Here is a 22,643-nt window from a genome sequence, read left to right as displayed (position 1 = left end):
CAAAGGCCCGGAAAGAAGGAATCCCTATGAAAATTGCAGTAGCAGCAGCCAATGGTAAAGCATCCAAAAAGATTATTGCAGAAGCCCTGAAGAGAGGCCATGAAGTGGTGGCCTTCGGCCGTCATGAACAGAACGACACCGGCGCTTCCCATTATATAAAGAAAGATATTATGGATCTCACAAAGGAGGACCTCAAAGGGTTTGACGCCCTGGTAGACGGCTTTGGTGCCTGGACACCGGAGACCCTCCCTCTCCATACCACCACACTCCTTCACCTGACGGACATTCTCTCTGGCAGTGACACCCGGCTTCTCGTTGTAGGCGGTGCCGGCTCCCTGTATGTGAACCCGGAGCACACCATGACCCTTTCCCAGATCCCGGAATTCCCAGAAGCCTTCAAACCCCTGGCGGAAGCCATGGGCCGGTCCCTTGCGGAACTCCGGAAGAGAAAGAACGTGAAATGGACCTACATCAGCCCCGCCGCCGATTTTCAGGAAGGCGGCGAACGGACCGGATCCTATGAAATCCACGGAGAAGAATATGCGCCCAACGGTAAGGGGGAATCCATCATCTCCTACGCCGATTACGCCATTGCCATGGTGGATGAAATCGAAAAAGGAGACCACCTGGGCCAGCGCATCAGCGTAGTGAGAAAATAAGATCGGGACCGAGACTGAGATTGGGGTAGAGAACATCAGCATATTAGCAATTTGGCTGAAGGCCATAGAAGATAGACGATAGATACCTGCAGGCTATTTTAGTGAGGAGTTAGGAGTGAGGAGTTAGGAGTGGATGTGGCGGCGCACGAATTGGAAAGCGCCGCCTTTTTGATTACCCTGTCGGCTGCGCCATTCGGGAATACAGAGCCTTCAGAGGGAAAAGAGGGAAGAGTGAAGAGTGAAGAGAGGATTCGCCGCAAAGCGGAAGGACCTCAACACTCTTTCTTCAACACTAACCTGGAAAAGCCTGTCATAGTCAGCTATCCGGGAGATCTCTCGACTCATCGAAGCTGTAACGATTTTCACGGATAGAGTCTTTAAGCATGCTGCCACCGCTCGAGATGACGAGTTAAGGGAAGCGTCACAAGCTTGAAAGATTTGAAACAGAAGGATTGCTCCAGCCGACTTTAGTCCTATCCATACGATTGGGCACAAATAAAGTATAAAACTCGCGGCGCCATATGAACTGATGCGCCGCACCACCACTCCTCACTTCTCACTCCTAACTCCTCACTTTTGAGAAAAAAAGTAAAAATTTCCTGTTGACACAAAACGGGATCCATGATATCATCATACCTGTCGCCGCGAGAGCGGCGGCCCCGAGCGGTTCCTTCCGAAAAGAACTTCAAAAAAGTGCTTGACAAAAGAAACCGGTTCGTGGTAAGATAATCAAGTCGCTTGAAGAGCGATGATTCTTTGAAAACTGAACAGTACAGCGAACGAATAAGCCGATGTGCGAGGCAGAAATGCCGAGCAATTTTAATGAGTAAGTAAGGCAATAAACAAGAGCCAAACGAACAATCTATCATGGAGAGTTTGATCCTGGCTCAGGACGAACGCTGGCGGCGTGCTTAACACATGCAAGTCGAACGAGAGGAGAAGAGAAGCTTGCTTCTTTTCAAATCGAGTGGCAAACGGGTGAGTAACACGTAAACAACCTGCCTTCAGGATGGGGACAACAGACGGAAACGACTGCTAATACCGAATACGCTCAGGGAGCCGCATGGTTTTCTGAGGAAAGGGTGGCCTCTACCTGTAAGCTATCGCCTGAAGAGGGGTTTGCGTCTGATTAGGCAGTTGGTGAGGTAACGGCCCACCAAACCTACGATCAGTAGCCGGTCTGAGAGGATGAACGGCCACACTGGAACTGAGACACGGTCCAGACTCCTACGGGAGGCAGCAGTGGGGAATCTTCCGCAATGGGCGAAAGCCTGACGGAGCAACGCCGCGTGAGTGATGACGGCCTTCGGGTTGTAAAGCTCTGTGATCGGGGACGAACGGTTCGTGGGACAATACCCCATGGAAGTGACGGTACCCGAATAGCAAGCCACGGCTAACTACGTGCCAGCAGCCGCGGTAATACGTAGGTGGCAAGCGTTGTCCGGAATTATTGGGCGTAAAGCGCGCGCAGGCGGCTTCCTAAGTCCATCTTAAAAGTGCGGGGCTTAACCCCGTGATGGGATGGAAACTGGGGAGCTGGAGTATCGGAGAGGAAAGTGGAATTCCTAGTGTAGCGGTGAAATGCGTAGAGATTAGGAAGAACACCGGTGGCGAAGGCGACTTTCTGGACGACAACTGACGCTGAGGCGCGAAAGCGTGGGGAGCAAACAGGATTAGATACCCTGGTAGTCCACGCCGTAAACGATGAATACTAGGTGTAGGAGGTATCGACCCCTTCTGTGCCGGAGCTAACACAATAAGTATTCCGCCTGGGAAGTACGATCGCAAGATTAAAACTCAAAGGAATTGACGGGGGCCCGCACAAGCGGTGGAGTATGTGGTTTAATTCGACGCAACGCGAAGAACCTTACCAGGTCTTGACATTGATCGCTATCTGCAGAAATGCGGAGTTCTTCTTCGGAAGACGAGAAAACAGGTGGTGCACGGCTGTCGTCAGCTCGTGTCGTGAGATGTTGGGTTAAGTCCCACAACGAGCGCAACCCCTATCTTATGTTACCAGCACGCAATGGTGGGGACTCATGAGAGACCGCCGCGGACAACGCGGAGGAAGGTGGGGATGACGTCAAGTCATCATGCCCCTTATGACCTGGGCTACACACGTACTACAATGGGTGTCAACAAAGAGAAGCGAAACCGCGAGGTGGAGCGAACCTCAAAAACACACCCCCAGTTCAGATTGCAGGCTGCAACCCGCCTGCATGAAGTAGGAATCGCTAGTAATCGCGGGTCAGCATACCGCGGTGAATACGTTCCCGGGCCTTGTACACACCGCCCGTCACACTATGAGAGTCAGAAACACCCGAAGCCGGTGAGGTAACCGTAAGGAGCCAGCCGTCGAAGGTGGAGCTGATGATTGGAGTGAAGTCGTAACAAGGTAGCCGTATCGGAAGGTGCGGCTGGATCACCTCCTTTCTAAGGAGACACGCTTGCTGGAAACAGTAAGACAGTGTAGGTCGGACATCGGCTGTTCGAAGTACTGTTCAGTTTTGAGAGAACCATTTCTCTCAACAAAGTTCCATACAGCATGGAACAACCTGTTCTTTGAAAACTGCATAGAAGAAACGAAACGAAAGAAAGATATTTCACAAGAAATGTTTTTCCGACGTACCGAAGGAAAATCTCAAATAGAGAAAGCCAAGAAGGTCAAGGTGTGAACTTACTACAGTAAGTCAAGATAGTAAGAGCATACGGCGGATGCCTTGGCGATATCTGCCGATGAAGGACGCGACAAGCTGCGAAAAGCTGCGGAGAGGTGCAAATGACCATTGACCCGCAGATATCCGAATGGAGCAATCCGGCAGGGTTTATCCCCTGTCACCCATGCCTTTGAGTATGGGAGGGAACCGGGCGAACTGAAACATCTAAGTAGCCCGAGGAGAAGTAATCAAACGAGATACCCCAAGTAGCGGCGAGCGAACGGGGCATAAGCCCAAACCTGAGGAGGAAACTCCGCAGGGGTTGAGGACCGTCATACGATAAGGAAGCCTAGCCGAATCTCCTGGGAAGGAGAGCCGCAGGAGGTGAAAGCCCTGTAGGCGAAAGGCGGATAAGGACAGACGGCACCAGAGTACCGCGGGACACGAGAAACCCCGTGGGAAGCCGGGGGGACCACCCTCCAAGGCAAAACACAGATATCGACCGATAGCGCATAGTACCATGAGGGAAAGGTGAAAAGCACCCCGGGAGGGGAATGAAAGAGAACCTGAAACCGTATGTTTACAAGCAGTCGGAGACCGCTTAATAATAAGGTCGACGGCGTGCCTATTGAAGAATGAACCGGCGAGTTATGAGGTCCAGCAAGGTTAAGCAGGAAATGCGGAGCCGAAGCGAAAGCGAGTCTTAAGAGGGCAAAAAGTTGGACTGCATAGACCCGAAACCACAGTGATCTACCCATGTCCAGGCTGAAACACAGGTAAAAATGTGCGGAGGGCCGAACCTATATCCGTTGAAAAGGGTTAGGATGAGGTGTGGGTAGGGGTGAAATTCCAATCGAACGTGGAGATAGCTGGTTCTCCCCGAAATAGCTTTAGGGCTAGCCTCGAGGTAGAGATTGCAGGCGGTAGAGCACTGATCAGGAGAGGGACCTACCCGGTTACCAAACCCAGTCAAACTGCGAATGGCTGCAATTATACTCGGGAGTCAGACTACGACTTATAAGGGCCGTCGTCAAAAGGGAAACAGCCCAGACCATCAGCTAAGGTCCCAAATGCCGTGCTAAGTGGCGAAGGATGTGGCGTTTCATAAACAACCAGGATGTTGGCTCAGAAGCAGCCACCATTCAAAGAGTGCGTAATAGCTCACTGGTCGAGAGACGCTGCGCCGAAAATGTCCGGGGCTCAAGCACGGAACCGAAGCTATGGCATTGACGAAAGTCAATGGGTAGGGGAGCGTTCTTACAGGGAAGAAGCATTACCGTAAGGAGATGTGGACATGTAAGAAGTGAGAATGCCGGTATGAGTATCGAAAAGAAAGGTGAGAATCCTTTCCACCGAAAGCCCGAGGGTTCCTGAGCAACGATCGTCGACTCAGGGTAAGTCGGGACCTAAGCCGAGGCGGAGACGCGTAGGCGATGGACAACAGGTTGAAATTCCTGTACCGGATAAGAGCGTTTGAGTGAAGGAGCGACGCAGGAGGGCACATGATCGCGCGGCTGGAAGAGCGCGTCCAAGTGCGTATGCGTGGAGGGAGGCAAATCCCCCTTTACAGAAGCAGAGACATGATGGGGAGTTAAAGGCGACTTTGACGAACTCATGGATCCCACACTGCCAAGAAAAACTCCTGGCGAGCGATTATCCGCCCGTACCGTAAACCGACACAGGTAGGCGGGGAGAGAATCCTAAGGTGCGCGGGAAAACCCTCGTTAAGGAACTCGGCAAATTGCATCCGTAACTTCGGGAGAAGGATGACCCTGAGTAGGCGAAAGGGAGAAACCCCCGGAACAGAAAAGGGTGGCAGAAAAGAGGCCCAAGCAACTGTTTACCAAAAACACAGGTGCCTGCGAAAGCGAAAGCTGAAGTATAGGTGCTGACGCCTGCCCGGTGCTGGAAGGTTAAGGAGAGAGGTCAGCGCAAGCGAAGCTTCGAACTGAAGCCCCAGTGAACGGCGGCCGTAACTATAACGGTCCTAAGGTAGCGAAATTCCTTGTCGGGTAAGTTCCGACCCGCATGAAAGGCGTAATGATTTGGGCACTGTCTCAACGAGGGGCCCGGTGAAATTGAAATACCTGTGAAGATGCAGGTTACCCGCGACTGGACAGAAAGACCCCATGGAGCTTCACTGCAGCTTGAGATTGAATCCCGGTGATACATGCACAGGATAGGTGGGAGGCTTTGAAACAATGTCTTCGGATGTTGTCGAGCCGTTGTTGGGATACCACCCTTGTGTTGCTGAGATTCTAACGCGGAGAGTAACGACCTCGCGGACCATCTCAGGCAGGCGGTTTGACTGGGGCGGTCGCCTCCTAAAGTGTAACGGAGGCGCCCAAAGGTTCCCTCAGGCCGGACAGAAACCGGCCGAAGAGTGCAAAGGCAGAAGGGAGCTTGACTGCGAGACCCACAAGTCGAGCAGAGACGAAAGTCGGGCTTAGTGATCCGGTGGTTCTGAGTGGAAAGGCCATCGCTCAACGGATAAAAGCTACCCTGGGGATAACAGGCTAATCTCTCCCAAGAGTTCATATCGACGGGGAGGTTTGGCACCTCGATGTCGGCTCATCACATCCTGGAGCTGGAGTAGGTTCCAAGGGTTGGGCTGTTCGCCCATTAAAGTGGTACGCGAGCTGGGTTCAAAACGTCGTGAGACAGTTTGGTTCATATCCATCGCGGGCGCAAGAAGTTTGAGGGAGGCTGCTCCTAGTACGAGAGGACCGGAGTGGACGGATCAACGGTGTACCAGTTGTCACGCCAGTGGCACGGCTGGAAAGCCGCATCCGGAAAGGATAAACGCTGAAAGCATCTAAGCGTGAAGCCCGTCCCGAGATGAGACTTCTCATCAGCAATGAGTAAGACCCCTTAAAGACGATGAGGTTGATAGGCTGTGAGTGGAAGTGCCGCAAGGCATGGAGCGACGCAGTACTAATAGGTCGAGGTCTTGACTTAGATTTCACGAAACGCGACCGTGGCGAAAGCCTTCGGAGTTTCTTCTGTGCAGTTTTGAGGGAACAGGCCCTCAGAGATTCAGTGGCGACAGCTGTGAGGATACACCCGTACCCATGCCGAACACGGTAGTTAAGCTCACAAACGCCGAAAGTACTTGGCTGGAAGCGGCCTGGGAGGATAGGAAGCTGCTGATTAATGAAAGCTCAACCGAAAGGTTGGGCTTTTTACTTTATCCTCATTCCGATGCTATTGGCCGGAATGGCTGGGAGGAACAAGCTGCTGATTAAGAGAAAAGCTCAACCGTAAGGTTGGGCTTTTTATTTTATGATCATTCTTGTGATTTTGGCCGGAATGGCTGGGAGGAACAAGCTGCTGATTAAGACGAAAGCTCCAATCGTAGGATTGGGGCTTTTTTCATATGTGTGAAAGTGAGGAGTTAGGAGTGAGGAGTGTGGTGCTCAGTTTGCTTCACTGAATTCTCATATCTGCTTTTTCGGAAGTCTCCTGCTTCGCAGATCCTGCCTCTGCGAGGCAGATCCATCCCCTGCCCTTTGGGCAGCCCCCTTCTCCAAGGGGGCACTTGCTTACCGGTATTTTCAATAGGTAAGAAAACGAATAGCATGCAGCCTTTCGCGGCTCTGCCGCGGGCCCTCAATGTTTCACTCAATTAGAGATTGGGCGCGGTGCGCCACTGAATATCAAAGAAACGGGAGTTGTCTAACATCACTTTCTATTGGTTTTATCCCCTATTTGGGTACATACTTATGGTGGATGGGCGGATATACTACATAAACCCGTGGAGCTGAGTGGTGGAGCTGTGGCAGCGACTACCCCGTTCAATTAAATATGGAGATCATTCTTTGGAATTGAAAATTGGTGCCGCCGGGTTTTGGCCCGGCAATAGAGCCCGTAAGCTTATATCTTTGTACAATCGTCTCGATTGATTCAGAATGATCAGTCAATGTCCGCTACATTCACCTTTACTTCTTTATTTATCCTTATTGTAGAAAGGAGGAAAGATGCAATGCATGAACGCATGGAAATTGGTGACAGAAATGAATATATTCATCCCATATGCTGTGGGCTCGATGTCCATAAGAAATCAGTATTTGCAGCCGTCTTTATCTATGACAATAGTGACAGTCCGGTTAAATATTATACCGCCCAGTTTACTACGTATCCCAAAGACCTGAAGAAAATGACTGATTGGATCATTTCCAAAAACTGTCATGATGTATGTATGGAGTCTACCGGACAATACTGGCATCCAATATATGATGCAGCGGAAGAAGCCGGATTACATCCCCTTGTGTCTCATCCCAAGTACACCAAACCATTAAAAGGTAAAAAGAGTGATCCCGCTGATGCAAAATGGATTGCAAAATCCTATGCCAGTGGACGTGTGGTTGCAAGTTTTATTCCATCAAAAGAATTCAGAATCATGAGGTCAACAATCCGGTACTGCCAGAAAATTCATAATGCAATGACTGGAGAGAAAAACCGCATACTGAATTGCTTAACCGGGGAAGGCATCAAGCTTGATGTTGTTTTTTCAGATGTATTTGGGAAGACATCAAGATCAATCATTGACTATATGCTTAATCATCCTGGTGAGAAATTTAATGTGGCCCCATTCATTGGAAAACGATGCAAGACGCCAATCCCTGTTATCCAAGAGGCAGTAGCAAAGGCATCATCTGTAGATATATCTTCTTTGTCCAAACTCAAAGTGGCCTTCAGCAGGTTAGACAGAACTGTGAAAGATGAAGCAGTGCTCAAGCAGGACGTTGCAGAGAGAATGAAACCCTATGCTCATCAGCTGGAGCTGATCAGGACGGTCCCAGGATTTGACAGGGACCCATTTACCGCTATGCGGGTGCTGGCAGAAATTGGTCCGGACATGAGTGTATTTCCTTCGGCCAGACATCTTTGTTCATGGGCAGGTGTATGTCCGAGCCACGATTCAAGTGCCCACAAGGTAAAAGGCAGAAAAATATCCCGGGCAGGGAAATATTTGAAACCGCTGCTGGTTAATATTGCCAGATCAGTTGTACGTTCAAAAGACCACCCGGAAATTACAAGTCGCTTTAACCGTATAAAAAGCAGACGTGGTTACATGAAAGCCATCATCGCAATCTGTAAGATGTTCCTGACTGCCATCTGGCACATCTTAAGTAAGGACGAGCCTTACAAAACTGACGGCTACATGACTGCGAAGAAGCCTAAAAAGGCTAAAAGGGTAATGACGAGGACTCAACTCGCTGAATACCTTGCTTCGCAGGGGATAACTGTTGTTGATTGACAGCAGCAATCCGTTAACCACGTCCGGTTCATAAAGAACCTAAAGTTATTATACAACAGCTTTAGGAGGGAATAACCCCGAAAAAAATTAGATTTTCCAGGGGCTTTATAAAGTTACCCTTAAAGCAGGCTTGTTGTCGGGAGCTTATGTTTCAAGCTTCACCTCAAATCTCAATTCTTTCTTTTTAATCGTAAGCACGAAAAAAGACCCCGAAATCGGGGTCTTTTTTCCTTTACAGCATATCCTTTTTCCACAGGATGAAGGTGGCCACCATGGTCACCAGGATACCGATGAGGATGACTTCCACAAAACCCAGGGGCGCATCTCCCCAGGGCACCGGCACATTGATACCCCAAAGGCTGAAGATCAGTGTGGGGATGGCCAGGATAATGGTGACGGAAGTCAGGAATTTCATAATCTGGGACAGGCGGTTGGAAATAATGGAGGAGAAGGAATCCATCATGGACATCAGAATGTTTGTATAGATTTCCGCCATTTCCAATGCCTGCTTATTTTCAATGATCACGTCTTCCAGGAGATCCTCGTCTTCCTCGTACATCTTCAGGAGGGAGTGGAGGGGACTGTTCAGGAGACGCATGAGCCGTTCCATCACGTTTTCATTGGCGTGGAGGGCGAAGTTGAAGTAGGTTAGGGATTTCTGCAGTTCCAGCATCCGGAAGAGTTCCTTATTCTGCAAAGATTTCCGGACCTGGTTTTCGATGACGTCGGTCTGTTTGTAAATCTGCTGCAGGAAAAACAGGAAGGACGAAGAGGCCTGGGACAGGATCTGGAACAGGAACCTTGTCTTCTTATAAGTCTGGAAGGAGGCGAAGGAATTGCTGAGGAATTTCTGGATCACCGCATTCGATTCCAGGCACACCGTGATGAAGTACTGTCGGGTGATGAAGATGCCCAGCGGCAGGGCGTCGTAGGCATCGGTTTCCAGGACCACCGGCGTATTGACAACGACAAAAATGTAGTCATCTTCCAGTTCCACGTGGGACCGTTCTTCCCGGTCCAGTGCGGTCTGCAGGGAGTCCACCGGGATCCCTGTGAGCTGGTTCAGCTGGTTCAGTTCCTCCGCATCCGGGGCGGCACAGTTGATCCATGAGCCCTTTTCCAGCTGCCCTAAGGGCACCTCACAGAGTACATGGTTTTCGTTATGTTTATAAGCGCGAAGCATACGGCCGCCCCCTTTCTTTTCTTCACATTTTACTATAGTCAGAAAGGGAGATTCTGTCAATGAAAAGGGGAGGAAATGGGAATGGGCGGACCGTAAAGTTTGTAAAGGGGGAAAGGGTAATGGGATTACCGTTTCATGTGGGCAAAGATGTCTCTGGCTGTTAATTAGGAATGAGGAATGAGGAATGGAGGCGCGGCGCACAAATTATATAGCGCCGCAAATTATTATAGACTTTGCGGCGAAGCCGCGGGACCTCAATTCTCTTCACTCAATTCTCAAATCTATCCCAATCATGCAGGCCCTTGGAGAAGGGCCGCGGCAAAGCCGCAGGATGGATTGATGGTAAGCGCCGCAGGCTGGACCTCAACTCTCAACTCTCAAATCTCAAATCTTTCTTTTTGCCGCAGGCGGACCAGCTTTCCTGAAAGCTGGCAGCTAAAAGACCCCGCTCCGGTGGCTCTATCCGCCAGCATTCCATAAGAAAACGCACCTCCCGAAGGAGATGCGTTTTTCAGACTTCCTTATTTCTGACAGGACCTGATGGCAGAGCACAGATTATAGCGTCATAGCGATACTGAATCCATGAAAAGTTAGTTTTGGGGATCCTTTATTGGTTGGATTTCCTTTTTTCCATAGAGGGTGCGGAAACGAGAAGGCGTAGCATCGTACGTATCTGCCGTCAAGTCATTATTGGGCTCATCAATGGAATCTGTTTGAATATGCATGATACCAAGCATGGTATTGAAGATCAGATCATTTGTAAAGCAGCTGTCACTGTGAGATTTTAAGGTTTGGAAGGTTTTACCATATTGATGTATATAATTGGGAGAAAAGAACATGTACAAGGGAATATAGGTCATGGGATAGACAAAGCTGCTGGCATCATGGGCTAATCCCTGGTCTACGGCGTCGGTATGGTCAGAAAAATATACCATACCCTGAAAATTGGGAAGGCCCTTTACGGCGTCATAAATCTTCGATACCACGTAATCGTTGTACAGGATACTGTTATCATAGGCATCTATTACTTTTCCTCGTCCATTAAATTTCTGGAAATTATGGGGGTAGCGGTCTTCATAGCTTCCATGATTTCCCATGAGGTGGACAATGATGAGCATCTTGTCGTATTTCTTTATGCTGTTAATGCCATTAATGACTTTTTCATCATAAAAGTTGGTTTTGGTTGTTTCTCCTACATTCTTGTTAAACCATTTTTGCTGCTCTGCTTCTGATGCAATGACGGTAATTGGAGTATCCCAGGCACTGTATTGTACCTGGTTAGAAATCCAGGCTGTATGGTAACCGGCAGCTTTGGCAACTTCCAGAATAGAAACTGCATTTTCTAAAGAAAGGGTATTGTACTGGTTCTTGGCAGTCAAGGCATATGTCAGAACAGGCACTGTATGGGTATGACAGGAATAGGCTTGGGTGAAACGGATAAAGTCCGGATTATTATTTAATTGGTCGGAAAGCCAGGGCGTAGTATCGCGGTCATAACCGTAGGCACCCATATGAAGGCGATTTTGGGATTCCCCAATGACAAGAACGTAGATGCCCTTTTCCTCTGTATTGCGTGGCTGGATATTCTGGTTAATCGCAGACTCCCGCTTTTTCTTATTTTCAGCAAAGCCATTGTATTTCTTTACATAAACCTGCGTTTCACTGGCTAGCTGCTGCAGGGGACTGTGTTTTGCGGCATGTAGTACAAGAATTGCAGAGGACAGGAACAGGAGTATACTGGCAACAGCAAAATAACGGGTATGCCTGTCGTATATAATAGGTAACCCGCCAGTCAGTAAATGGCGGCAGAAAAAATAAAATGCCCCAAGGATGACTAAGGTGCAGAGAATTCCAATCCAATGAAAATGGTCTTTCATATAACTCCATGCCTCAGCTGGATTTGTCTGCAGCACAGCCATCACGGTATCCGCATGGGGCCAGCTTCCGGAAAGGATATAATAAAACCAGAGCAGACCAGCCGGTAATAAGAAGAGGAAAAGAGTAAAAACGAGGTAGAATTTTCGAATAGAGCTCTGTGGAAGAAATAAATAAATTAAAAATAGAAACCCATAAATGCCAGTAAATAACCCAATATACTGGTAACATTCAGCAGGAGATACTGATTCACCGGATAAAGGACGGATTGACAGAGAAGAGACAGCAATAACAAGTGGAAGCCAAAGACTTATTTTATAATTTCGGGGGGGGTAGAAGTTTACAATCAATGCGGATACAACTGCTGATAATAGGAGGGATTTTCTTTCATATCGGAATGAAATGGTACCGGTCAATAGCCAGGAAAAAACAAATTCCAGACATAAAAAAATAAGGGCTGAAAGTATGAAACGATGAAGGTGCTTGTTTCTTATATAGTTTAAAATCATGATTCTCCATTGGTGTATTATTTAATAATTGCATTAAGTAATTTAATAATCCATTGTATAATACAACTTATGGATGTAAGAAACAAGTAAAATGTAAAGAATTCGTAAAGACAAGTCGAGAATGATTTGGAAATCATGGAGGAGGAATTCCCCATACTGTTGGCTTTGACTATTTCCTGTTAACCAGCAGCGCTAAGAATGGATTGATGATAAGCGCCGCAGGCGGTCAGGCTTTCCTAAAAGCCAGCCACTGGCAGCTGGAAGCTAAAAGCCCCCGCTCCGGTGGCTCCATCCGCCAGCATCCCATAAAAAAACGCACCTCCCGAAGGAGATGCGTTTTTTGAAATTTCCTTATTTCTGATAGGGCACGATAGCGGCGCAGTGAGGCATGACGGTGATGGTGTAGTCTTTCTTCCCTTCGTCAGCCAGGATCTTCTGGGCCAACTGCCAGGCTTCTTCCACCGTAGCCACGGGGGTCTGGTTTGTCTTCTTGATGGCCTCGAAGTTTTCCGGCTTCGTGACGAGGATAATGTGGTACCGGTGGGTCATGCAGAACAGGTTGAAGGCCACGAAGAAGGGGATGGTGAAATGCTGGCGCAGGGCCTTTTCCATGTCCGCTTCTGTGTCGTACTTGAAGCTTCCCAGGTAGGCCGGCGGTTCATTGATATCGCTGGCTTCCATAATGGCGATGATGATGCCTCCTTCTTTGGTGACCACGTCGGAAGGATCATAGCATTTGCAGCCCTGGTACAGGGATACGTCCTTCGGGTAGCCGCCGGCGCAGGCAAAGGCCACGTCGCATTTGGCTTTGAAGGGGACCTTCTGGATACGGTAGACGATTTTCGTCCCTTCCAGCCAGGCCTTGTAGGGGTCGCCGCCTACCATGTTGCAGATCTTGCCTTCGGAATTCACGATGGAGTGGACCAGGAAGCAGGGCTTAATCATGTCGCAGGCTTCCTGCATGTCATCGGATACGGGGTTATTTTCCAGAAGGGTGGACCGGGTCAGGGGGTTGATGCCGCTTCCGAATTTTTCACCCAGTGCATGGCAGTGGTTGATCTGGATGGTGTCGTCGCCGGCGACGCCGGGGAGGATCAGTTTCCGGCCGCCGCCGTAGCCTGCAAAGAGGTGAGTGGTGATGCCGTCGATGATGATGACCTTGTCCGCTTCCACGGCGTGCTTATTCAGCCATACCGGCGTACCCCGGGAGGTGTCGCCTACGTGGACCAGCTCATCCTTATTGAGGCAGTGGTGCTGGTAGAGCTTCACCCGTTTTGTCAGTTCTTCCCCTACTACGGCGATATCTTCTTCGTGGGTCTGTTCCCGGTGGGTGCCCTGGGCGAAGAGGATGCAGATATCATCGTCCGGAATGCCGGCCAGGTTCAGTTCGTTCACCACGTGGATTACGAACTGGTCCGAATGGTTCCAGGTACGGGTGACGTCGGCGCAGACGATGCAGACTTTGTCTCCTTTGGAAACCACTTCCTGCAGGGGCTTACTGCCAATGGGATGCCGCATGCACTGGATGGTGGCTTCCTTCACGTCACAGGCGGGCGTAGGATTCCCTTCCAGCACATCCAGGATGTGCTCTTCCGGCAGCTTTACTTTCTGCGTGGTATGGCCGAAGCCGAATTCGAATTCCTTGAGTGCCATAGTAATTCCCCCTTATCCACCGGGTCCCCGCTGGGACTCCGGGAAAATCATGAGTCTCTTTTCTATAAGTTTGGTATCTTTCATTATAGCACGTTCCGGGGGAATTCTAATATTTCCAAAAAGGCATAGCTTGATCAAAATGTCATGAGACGATTGCATGATAACTAAACTGCAACTTAACCGGTGACTGAATGATTTATCTATATTGGACTCAAATCTCATTTTATTAGATAATTAAGGAAATGTTCTCCCTGCAGGACGGAAAAGCCTTTTCCCGGGGGCCATGGCAGGAAGAAAAATCGTAATACACTCACCATATCTTAACCATGGGATATTGTAACAGGATTCGGCCCCTCCCGGGGAAGGAGGACAGGAAGAGGAGCTGGTTATGCCGAGTCGCTTCGTCCTTTCGGACATTTCTTTGCATTCATTTTATAGATTCACCATACAACCCATTGTCAGAGTAAGGGAGAATATAATGATGAAAGAAGATGGCAAGAAAAGAAAAAGAAAAGGATTTATGCTTTTAGAACTCATCATAGTTGTTGCAATCATTGGAATACTGGCGGCGGTGGCCATGCCCAACCTCGTGGGATTCACCGATGAAGCCAAGGTAGCAAGGATCCAGTCGGATTTGTCAGCCATAGGTACGGCAGCGGAAGTGTACTATACGAAGAAGGGAACCTATCCGGAATCGACGGCGGTCCTTGTGTCAGAAAACCTGTTGAAATCAGAACCCCAGCCTCCGGATAAGGTGACGTATACCATAAATAAAACCAGTGGGGAAGTGACGGCGACATTCAAGGATGTGACCTATTCTTCCTTTGGCAAAAAGGACGGAACAACTACTAAGAATCCTTAAGGGATTATGAAAAGCGAAGAAACTCAATTTTTCTTTAGTTAGAGAGACTCTTTTCTCAGGAGTAGAACACCATGGATACAGCAGAGGGGGCAGGAGGAAGAAATTGGGACCGCCTGTGGCAGGGAAAGAAGTGCCTTTCCCTGTGGGCCGCGGCAGTGGTGGTGTACGGCCTTTTCCTTTGGGCGGGACTGGCCTTTCTTTCCCCTGTCCCCTTCCTGCTGTTTCTTGGCTTTGGGGCATTGGAAGACTGGGATACCGGGTACATTTCCGATGGCTGGAGCCTGCTTCTGGTGGTGACGGGCCTTCTTTCGGCATGGGCCGGGCACCGTGTGGCGGATAGCCTGCTTTCGGCAGGTCTCTGCTTTTTGGTTTACGCCCTTTTATATGTGGTTTCAAGAAAATCTTTGGGGACAGGGGATATCCTTTTATCCACCGGCGCCGCCTTCTGGCTGGCCCCGGTTTCCTGCCTCCTTTTTATATGGCTTTCAGCGGCCCTGGCGGCCCTGGTCCTGGGTATGGCCCTGTTGGCCGGTGGGCAGGGACTTCACAGGGAAGTGCGGTTCGGGCCTTTCATTGCACTGGGAGGAGTGGCAGCCTATGGACTGGAAAAGATGGGGCTTATCCCTGTCCTCGCGGCCTGGCTTCTTGCTGGCTGAAGCGTTGGTGGTGCTTCTCATCCTGTCCATGGGGGCAGCCATGGCGGCGCCTTCCCTCTTCCGGTGGCAGGAGGAGCGGGAACTGGATATAGCCGCGGAAACACTGGCCGCCGCCGTACGGGAGGCGGAAATCCTTGCGAAAAACGATGGGGACCGGGACTGCTTTTTCTACTGCCTTTCTGACAGTGACGGTACCGTCTACTACTACACCCGCCGTGGCACCACCCGGGTGAAGCCCAGCGGCCGGCTCCCTTCATCCATCCGGCTCTCGGGGAAACTGGAGCTGGCCTTCAAAAAGACCTATGCCGGCAAGGGGGAGACCTACTCCGCCTACCTCCTCACAAAGGATTCCCGGTTCCGCCGGCAGGTGACCGTGGCCATGTACACCGGCCGGGTCCGGGTGGTATATAGATCATAGAATTGAGATTTGAGGAAAGAGAATTGAGGTCCCGCGGCAAAGCCGCAGGAGAGACGTCAGAGGATCAGACAGTCAGATGTCAGACGAAGTCAGCTGCTCCGCTGGCCCAATGGTGGTTTCCTTACCGTCAGGGCTCTGATGACTCTCCTCTCTACCCCGTCATTTCGAGCGGTGTTTAGCGACGAGATGATGGTATTTATAAAAATAGTATGTGAGAAGGAGTCGAGAAATCTTCCGGATCAATGACTGTGACGGGATTACAGTGAAAGAGTTGAGGTCCCGCCGCGAAGCGGCAAATCAGCGCTTCCCTGGATCTGGTGTGTCATCTGAACCCGGTTGTTAAACCCGTGCCCCCTTAGAGAAGGGGGCAGCCCGAAGGGCAGGGGATGGATCCGCCTCGGAGAGGCGGAATCCGCGCAGCAAGTACCTGCCAATCCATCCCGCGGCAAAGCCGCAGGAGAGACGTCAGAGGATCAGACAGTCAGATGTCAGACGGAGTCAGCTGCTCCGCTGGCCCAATGGTGGTTTCCTTACCGTCAGGGCTCTGATGACTCTCCTCTCTACCCCGTCATTTCGAGCGGTGTTTAGCGACGAGATGATGGTATTTATAAAAATAGTATGTGAGAAGGAGTCGAGAAATCTTCCGGATCAATGACTGTGACGGGCTCATAAAGAAAGAATTGAGATTTGAGGAAAGAGAATTGAGGTCCCGCGGCTGCGCCGCAGGGGAAATGTCAGACGGAATCAGCCGCTTTGCGGCAAATGCACCCCTTCATGGCTGGATACAAAAGGAAGGTGCTTTTATGGGCAGGCTAAGCACCAACTTATCCAGCCTTGAGCACTCTATGCAGAGTGCTCATCTTCGGCATCTCACCTTTGCAGGAAAGCGACTCACTGCATTTTGTGCGTCGCTTTGCTCCTTCGCTACGGCTGTCACCGACTCACGATGATTTGTGCGTCGCTAACGCTCCTTCAAATCATGTTCGCTGGTGCAAAATGCGTTCGCTGCCACCCCGAAGGGGGAGACGAGAAACCGGCTGTCCCTTTGGGGGAGAAGCGAACTGATTTCGCAGGGAGCCGAGGCCGGTCACTTATCATTTGTCACCCGGCCCAGTACTCAATGTTCAAGGTGGAAGGCTCAAAACCCTACTCGTTCGTACGTAAAGCTCCCATTACCCAGGAAAGGAGGCCCTATGAAACGGAAAGGATTTGTCATGGTGTGGACTCTCTGTGCCCTCTCGGCCACAGGGATCCTCCTTTCCGCACTGTTCCTGGTGCTCCACCAGGCCCTTTCCTGGGAGGCGGCCTGGCAGCGGGAGCTGGATGAAGTCTTCATCGCCCAGACAGCCATGGAGCAGGCCAAGTATTGCATCCGTTTTCACAAAGGAACATGGCCCGGAGTCAGGGAGGAACGGAATGGAAGAACCTATGATATTTCCGTAAAGTCGGCGGATATCCCGGTTTCCGATGGGACCGGAGAGATTTCCATGAAGGAGATCACCTGCTCTGTTACCTGCGGCGGCGATGACGGGGTGACCCTGGTGACCTGGGTGGAGGAGGGACCATGAAAAGAAGAAAGGGACTATTCCTGCTGGAGGCGCTCATTGCCCTCCTGATCCTGGCATCTCTGGCGGCGGCCCTGTTCCCCCTGGCCGGACAGGTGGCAAAGGCGGAAATCCTTTCTTCCGTCCGGGGGAAGCTGGGAAACCAGGGACTCTTTGCCATGGATTTCATGGTAGAAAAAATCAGGAACAACCGGCGGACTATGGCCAAAGGCGGATTCCATGGCAATCGGTACGATTACCTTGCTCCCACGGCACAGGGTACTATGGGGACCTATCGGCTCTTTGAGGACCAGGAGAAGCTGAAAATCCAGCTCTACAACGATGTGGTGCAGCCCATTACCGGGGATCGGGGCGGCAGTGTGGAGGAATACGTCTTCCGCCACCCCGAGGGCGGCCACCTTTTCGAACAGTCCGACAGAGGTCCGGTGACCATTTCCTTTACCCTGGCCCGCCCCATTGGCCGGGAATTCGTGGATTTTGAAACCGCCGTTATCCCCTACGCCGATTTTTACGGGAAAGGAGAACTCTATGAAACCAGAAATCCCTAAGCGGAAGGGCAACACTGCCCTGGTATTCCTCCTGTTCCTCAGCGGACTTCTCACCCTGTCCTGCGGTCTCCTGCTTTACATGGAAAAGGGCAGGGAATCCCTGGCGGTTTATGAGAAGGGACTTCAGTCGGTGTACGCCGCAGAAAGCGGGGCCAATGCGGGCCTGGCGAGGGCAGCGCGGAGGCCGAAGGACGATTGGGAGAAAGATTTCTACCCCCATGGGCACCATGTGAAAGTCATTATTAAAGAGGTAGATGGACACAGGGAAATCCGGTCCGACGACATGGATGGAAATGGCCGTCCCCTTCGGACGGTGCGGATCCGTTATGCCCTTCCGTCATCGGAAGGCGGGAAAATAAAAGTGGAGGATATTATCAGCGATGGACATTTCTGATTGGACAGGGAAACTGGAAGGCAACCCCCTGTGGCAGGCCTGGAAGAAGTGGCGCCATCCTGCCATGGCCTGCGTAGTTCTTGCAGGCCGCCTCTATGGCGTGGAACTGCAGGAGGGGCGGTTCCTCCGGCAAGGTTCTGCGGACCTGCCGGACATGACAGAAGAGGCATTGGCCACCGCCTTCCGGCAGCTGGAGAAAGAGGGCCTTACCCGGAAGGACGTGGTGCTTCTCGTGAATTTCCCGACCCTCCGGCTGCTCCGGCGGAAGTACCCCGCCATGACGAAGGAAGAACTGGAAGAGACCATGTACTGGGAGGAAGACCGGCTGTTCCGGACGGCAGAGCCCCTGTCCCTGGGATACGAAATCATGGACAGCGGCCCCGAAGGCTGGGACATCCACGTGGAAGCGGTGCCGAAGGAGACACTGGCCCTTTTCGAAAGGGCCGCCCGGAAGGCGGGAAAAGAGATATCTTCCGCCATCCCGGTGACCGCAGTGCCCCTGGAAGACGGGTGCTTTTCACTCTACGGCCGCCGGCGGTCTGCTATCCTTACCTTCCGGAAGGGAAAGGTCCTGGAAAGCCGGATTCTCCGAAAGGAAGACGAGGGGAAGGCAGCCCTGTTCCTGGCCCACGTGAAAGAAACCTACGGCGCAGAGGGAGGTAAAATCTTCTTCCTTCCTCTGGCGGACTGCGGGGAAGAAGAAAGAAATTTCTGGAAAGCCTGGCTGCAGAGGGACCTGGAGGAAGCGGGAGACATGAAATTTCCGGAGTTTGTGGATGCCCCATTTCAGGAGGGCCCTTCCCTCTGGCAGGACCTGGCACCCCTTTGGCCGGCTTTGGACAAAACGGTGTTGCACCTGTCCCTTACAGAAAAGAAACAGCCCTTCCTGTCGGAGGAAACAAGGAATCTCCGGCTGGCGGAGGGGGCCTGCATCCTGGGCCTTCTATGCCTCCTGGCCTCCGGCGGGCAGCTCCTTTCCCGGACCGCAGACTTGGGCAGTCTCAGGGAGGAGAACCGGCGCCTCTCGCCACAGAAGGAAGAAATGGTGCGGATGGAACGGGGGAGGAAGGAAGAAAGGGCCCTCCAGGACCTGCTGAAGGAACTGGACCGGCAGGACGGGAAATGGGAACGGCGCCTGGTGTCCCTGTCGGAGTCCCTGCCACCGGGCATTGTGATTTCAGAAATCGAAGGGAAAGAGGGAGCCATGGGGATCCGGGGCACTGCCCAATCCTACGACGCCCTGCGCCGCTTCCAGGAAACCCTGGCCCAGGGGCAGAAGGGAGTCTGGCAGGGAGGAAAAAAGCAGAAAAACCTGGCCACCGGGCTCATTGATTTCCATATTTCCATGAAAGGGGAAGGGGGAAAGGGCAGTGAAACTAAGAACCATAGTGAATGACCGGAAATATACGAGGACCTTTGCCCTCCTTTCCCTCCTCTTCTTTGCAGGATCTTTTTTTCTGTACCATATGGCATCCCGGAAGGAAGAGGAAGCCCGGATACTCTCGGCAGAGGCAGACCGGATCCGCCAATTTGCCGTAAGCCCCCGCCGCCCTTCGTCCCTGCCATTTCTGGAAAGCCTTTTCCAGGGAACCGATTCCGATTCCCTGGCCGCTGCCATGGAAGAAGGGGGCCTCAAGGTGAACGGAGTGTGGGAGGAACGGAAAGAGGGGGACCGCGGAGACTTTCATATTTTTCATATTTCCGGAACCGGCACCTATGCACAAATCGTGCAGACCTTTGATATAATAAAAGGCAAAGAAAGATGGAATGCCGTGAATCTGAAGAAATTGAAACGCTCGCCGGAAGGGCTGGCCTATGAAGTGGAGATTCGGACATTCCAAATCCGAGGTACCTATGAAAAAGAGAAATATAGTCCTCATCGGTCCCATGGGAACGGGCAAAAGCCGAGCCGCCAAGATCCTCTCTGATGGCCTGGAGTGGCAGCTGGCGGACACGGATCGGATGATGGAAAGGGAAACAGGGAAAAAGATCGCCGACATCTATAAGGAAGATGGCCCTGAAGCCTTTGCGGAACGGGAAATGCAGGTCATTAACCATGTGCGGTACTACCATGAGGCAGTCATTGCCATGGGCGGCAATTATCCTATGACCGAGGAGAAATTCCATCTCCTTTCGGAATACGGTCTCATGATTCTTCTCTACGCCCGGCCCTTCCGCCTGGCGGAACGGGTGCGGCGGCGCATCGGGAAACGGCCCACCATGGACTACTCCGACGTCGACGGCTACGTGCGGCAGATGCTCCGGAAATGGGCGAAATGGAGGGACCGGGTGGACCTGGTCATCAATACCACCAACTGCCATCCGGAACAGACGGCCCTTCTCATCGCCCGGTACATCGACCAGCATCACATTACCTTTGCGGAACGGAGAGTGCCGGGAAGGGAAGAAAGAAGGTAAGGGAAGAAAGATCGAGGCGGCCAGCGGTTTTGCAGAGGAACCTTGTCTCTCCCTCCGGGGGAGATGTCAGCGAAGCTGACAGAGGGGGGCATTTGCCGCGAAGCGGCGGAACCTCAACTCTCTTCACTCAATTCTCAAATCTATCATTAAGGAGGGATATCTATGGATAGACTGGCAGTACTGACAAGCGGCGGCGATGCGCCGGGAATGAATGCGGCATTGAGGAGTGTCGTGCGGACGGCGCTGCATGAGGGAAAGGAAATCTATGGCATATACCGGGGCTACTCCGGCCTCCTGGACGATGACATGGTACCCATGAAGTCATCCTCTGTGAGCGGCATCATCCTCCGGGGCGGCACCATCCTGAAAACGGCCCGGTGCAAGGAATTCTTCGAAGAAGAAAACCAGAAAAAGGCAGTGGACATCCTTCGGAAACGGGGCATCGAGGGGCTCATCGTCATCGGCGGCGAGGGGTCCATCCAGGGAGCAGAAAAACTTTCGGCCCTGGGCATGCCCACGGTCACCCTTCCCGGCACCATTGATAACGATATGCACGGCACCGATGAAACCATAGGCCACGACACGGCAGTGAACGCGGTGGTATCGGCGGTGAGCCGCATCCGGGATACGGCGTCTGCCCACAACCGGGCGGCTATCGTGGAGGTCATGGGCCGGTTTGCCGGAAATATTGCCCTGGACGCCGGCATCGCCTGCGGCGCGGAATACATCCTGGTGCCGGAAGTTCCCTTCAGCCGGGAGAAACTGGCCCGGAGCCTGAAAAAACAGATGGAAGCAGGCCGGACGAACAGCATCATTATCTGCGCCGAAGGAGCCGATGACGGCAGGGCCCTGGGTGACTGGCTGAAAGAGCGGACGAGTATCGACATCTGCACCACCATCCTTGGCTTTATCCAGCGGGGCGGACAGCCCACCGCCCGGGACGGCATGCTGGGTTCCCTCCTGGGAGCGGAGGCGGTACAGGTACTCCTCCGGGGAGAAACGGGGGCCCTCGTAGGCATGCATCGGGGAAGGGTGCAGGTTCTTTCCTACGAAGAAGCAAAGAAAGTAAAAGAACCTTTCCGGAAAGACCTCTATGACCTCTCTGTCATGCTCGGCGCTGCCCAGAAAGACGGAGACATCCGGGAAACGGGACTGGAATAAAAGCAGAGTTGAGAGTTGAGTAAAGAGAGTTGAGGCCCAGCGGCTCCGCCGCAGGACTTGCCTCCCCTTTGGGGGAGGTGTCAGCGAAGCTGACAGAGGGGGTGCATTGCCGCAAAGCGGCTGGACCCCCATTCTCTCCCCCCAACTCTCAACTCTTTTATTTTAGGGAGGTTAGACGATTCTTGCCATTGGGCAATAGATCACCAGACAGTCAGACAATTAGAACCCAGACTACATTAGCGGCGGAACCTCAATTTCACTCAATTCTCAAATCTATCTTTAAACCAAGGAGGCGCATCCCATGGGTAAGAAAAAAGTGACCTTCCTCCAGAAGATTACAGGCCGCTCGCCGAAGGTGGAAATCCTGGTGAACGGGAAGAAAACAAAAGAATACCACATGAAACAGGAAGAATCTCCCCATATTACCCTCAAAACCTCCCATGTGGAAGGCAAAGTGCAGTGGTTCATCGACGGGACAAAGGCAGGGGAGGAAGAGGTAAACGGCGTGGCGGCGCTCCTGCAGAAACCGGTAACCATCCGGGTCCGCGCCCTTTCCCATCCCGGCGTAGAGGCGGAACTGAAGCTGTATCCTTATGAAGAGAGTTGAGGTATGAGAGTTGAGAGTTGAGAGTTGAGGGCCGGCGGCTGCGCCGTGGAGAGAGGAAAATAGTGGGTAAGTGTATTAGTGGGGCAGTGAGACAGGGCTGACCGCTATCCGCTTACAGCTTACCGATTCCTTTATTGGTTGGAAAGGTTGAATGCCCCGCTGACTATCCGGCCAATAGACGTCAGACAATCAGAAGTCAGACAGCACCAGTAATAAAG

17 protein-coding genes and 3 rRNA genes are annotated in these 22,643 nt (G+C 51.8%); 17 read left to right on the top strand and 3 right to left on the bottom strand.

What is annotated here, in order from left to right:
* Window positions 1-26: 26 nt before the first annotated feature.
* From ACFWUL_RS10530 to ACFWUL_RS10505, 6 genes are all read left to right on the top strand, one after another.
* A complete protein-coding gene (locus ACFWUL_RS10530; RefSeq protein ID WP_416177251.1) occupies window positions 27-659 on the top strand; it encodes an NAD(P)-dependent oxidoreductase in 633 nt (210 codons plus the stop codon).
* Between the two features lie 864 nt (window positions 660-1,523).
* Window positions 1,524-3,092 (top strand): 16S ribosomal RNA (locus ACFWUL_RS10525).
* A 74-nt stretch (window positions 3,093-3,166) separates the two neighbouring features.
* Window positions 3,167-3,334, top strand: coding sequence for a hypothetical protein (locus tag ACFWUL_RS10520; RefSeq protein ID WP_416177250.1), 168 nt, complete (start codon window positions 3,167-3,169; stop codon window positions 3,332-3,334).
* 13 nt (window positions 3,335-3,347) lie between these two features.
* Window positions 3,348-6,274 (top strand): 23S ribosomal RNA (locus ACFWUL_RS10515).
* A gap of 77 nt (window positions 6,275-6,351) precedes the next feature.
* Window positions 6,352-6,468 (top strand): 5S ribosomal RNA (rrf, locus tag ACFWUL_RS10510).
* Together the 16S, 23S and 5S rRNA genes form the textbook arrangement of a ribosomal RNA operon.
* Window positions 6,469-7,235: 767 nt before the next feature.
* Complete coding sequence (locus tag ACFWUL_RS10505; protein WP_416177053.1) at window positions 7,236-8,576, top strand: IS110 family transposase; 1,341 nt, start codon at window positions 7,236-7,238, stop codon at window positions 8,574-8,576.
* A 232-nt stretch (window positions 8,577-8,808) separates the two neighbouring features.
* Here the strand turns inward: ACFWUL_RS10505 and ACFWUL_RS10500 are convergent, their stop codons facing one another.
* From ACFWUL_RS10500 to larA, 3 genes are all read right to left on the bottom strand, one after another.
* Entirely contained in the window at window positions 8,809-9,759 is a 951-nt protein-coding gene (locus ACFWUL_RS10500) for a magnesium transporter CorA family protein (protein WP_416177249.1), read from the bottom strand.
* A gap of 590 nt (window positions 9,760-10,349) precedes the next feature.
* Window positions 10,350-12,143, bottom strand: coding sequence for a phosphoethanolamine transferase (locus tag ACFWUL_RS10495; protein WP_297021143.1), 1,794 nt, complete (start codon window positions 12,141-12,143; stop codon window positions 10,350-10,352).
* A gap of 351 nt (window positions 12,144-12,494) precedes the next feature.
* On the bottom strand, window positions 12,495-13,796 hold the full coding sequence (larA, locus tag ACFWUL_RS10490) for a nickel-dependent lactate racemase (RefSeq protein ID WP_416177248.1): 1,302 nt from the start codon (window positions 13,794-13,796) through the stop codon (window positions 12,495-12,497).
* Between the two features lie 478 nt (window positions 13,797-14,274).
* Here larA and ACFWUL_RS10485 point away from each other — a divergent pair, with 478 nt between their 5' ends.
* The 11 genes from ACFWUL_RS10485 to ACFWUL_RS10435 all read left to right on the top strand — a co-directional run bounded on the left by ACFWUL_RS10485 (window position 14,275) and on the right by ACFWUL_RS10435 (window position 22,425).
* Window positions 14,275-14,658, top strand: a complete 384-nt coding sequence (locus ACFWUL_RS10485) for a type II secretion system protein (protein ID WP_297021149.1) — start codon at window positions 14,275-14,277, stop codon at window positions 14,656-14,658.
* Window positions 14,659-14,729: 71 nt separating this feature from the next.
* Entirely contained in the window at window positions 14,730-15,314 is a 585-nt protein-coding gene (locus tag ACFWUL_RS10480) for a prepilin peptidase (protein WP_416177247.1), read from the top strand.
* On the top strand, window positions 15,256-15,732 hold the full coding sequence (locus ACFWUL_RS10475) for a pilus assembly FimT family protein (RefSeq protein WP_416177246.1): 477 nt from the start codon (window positions 15,256-15,258) through the stop codon (window positions 15,730-15,732). The genes ACFWUL_RS10480 and ACFWUL_RS10475 overlap by 59 nt, the downstream gene beginning before the upstream one ends.
* 1,193 nt (window positions 15,733-16,925) lie before the next feature.
* Complete coding sequence (locus ACFWUL_RS10470; RefSeq protein ID WP_416177245.1) at window positions 16,926-17,300, top strand: type II secretion system protein; 375 nt, start codon at window positions 16,926-16,928, stop codon at window positions 17,298-17,300.
* Window positions 17,297-17,845: a hypothetical protein gene (locus ACFWUL_RS10465; protein ID WP_416177244.1), complete on the top strand. Its 549-nt coding sequence runs from the start codon at window positions 17,297-17,299 to the stop codon at window positions 17,843-17,845. The genes ACFWUL_RS10470 and ACFWUL_RS10465 overlap by 4 nt, the downstream gene beginning before the upstream one ends.
* Window positions 17,826-18,239 (top strand): hypothetical protein, encoded by a 414-nt coding sequence (locus ACFWUL_RS10460; RefSeq protein ID WP_416177243.1) that lies wholly within the window; start codon window positions 17,826-17,828, stop codon window positions 18,237-18,239. The genes ACFWUL_RS10465 and ACFWUL_RS10460 overlap by 20 nt, the downstream gene beginning before the upstream one ends.
* Entirely contained in the window at window positions 18,226-19,635 is a 1,410-nt protein-coding gene (locus ACFWUL_RS10455) for a hypothetical protein (RefSeq protein WP_416177242.1), read from the top strand. The genes ACFWUL_RS10460 and ACFWUL_RS10455 overlap by 14 nt, the downstream gene beginning before the upstream one ends.
* The gene (locus ACFWUL_RS10450) at window positions 19,610-20,167 is read left to right on the top strand and encodes a hypothetical protein (protein WP_416177241.1); all 558 of its coding nucleotides are present in this window, start codon (window positions 19,610-19,612) and stop codon (window positions 20,165-20,167) included. The genes ACFWUL_RS10455 and ACFWUL_RS10450 overlap by 26 nt, the downstream gene beginning before the upstream one ends.
* Window positions 20,094-20,657 carry a shikimate kinase gene (locus ACFWUL_RS10445; protein ID WP_416177240.1) on the top strand — a complete coding sequence of 188 codons (564 nt, stop codon included), beginning with the start codon at window positions 20,094-20,096 and terminating at the stop codon, window positions 20,655-20,657. The genes ACFWUL_RS10450 and ACFWUL_RS10445 overlap by 74 nt, the downstream gene beginning before the upstream one ends.
* A gap of 162 nt (window positions 20,658-20,819) precedes the next feature.
* Window positions 20,820-21,818, top strand: a complete 999-nt coding sequence (locus ACFWUL_RS10440) for an ATP-dependent 6-phosphofructokinase (protein WP_416177239.1) — start codon at window positions 20,820-20,822, stop codon at window positions 21,816-21,818.
* A 301-nt stretch (window positions 21,819-22,119) separates the two neighbouring features.
* Window positions 22,120-22,425: a hypothetical protein gene (locus ACFWUL_RS10435; RefSeq protein WP_297021176.1), complete on the top strand. Its 306-nt coding sequence runs from the start codon at window positions 22,120-22,122 to the stop codon at window positions 22,423-22,425.
* Window positions 22,426-22,643: the final 218 nt, after the last annotated feature.

The organism is Dialister sp., from assembly GCF_047832375.1.
Taxonomy (GTDB): Bacteria; Bacillota; Negativicutes; order Veillonellales; family Dialisteraceae; genus Dialister.
This window is presented reverse-complemented; position numbering and strand designations above follow the sequence as displayed.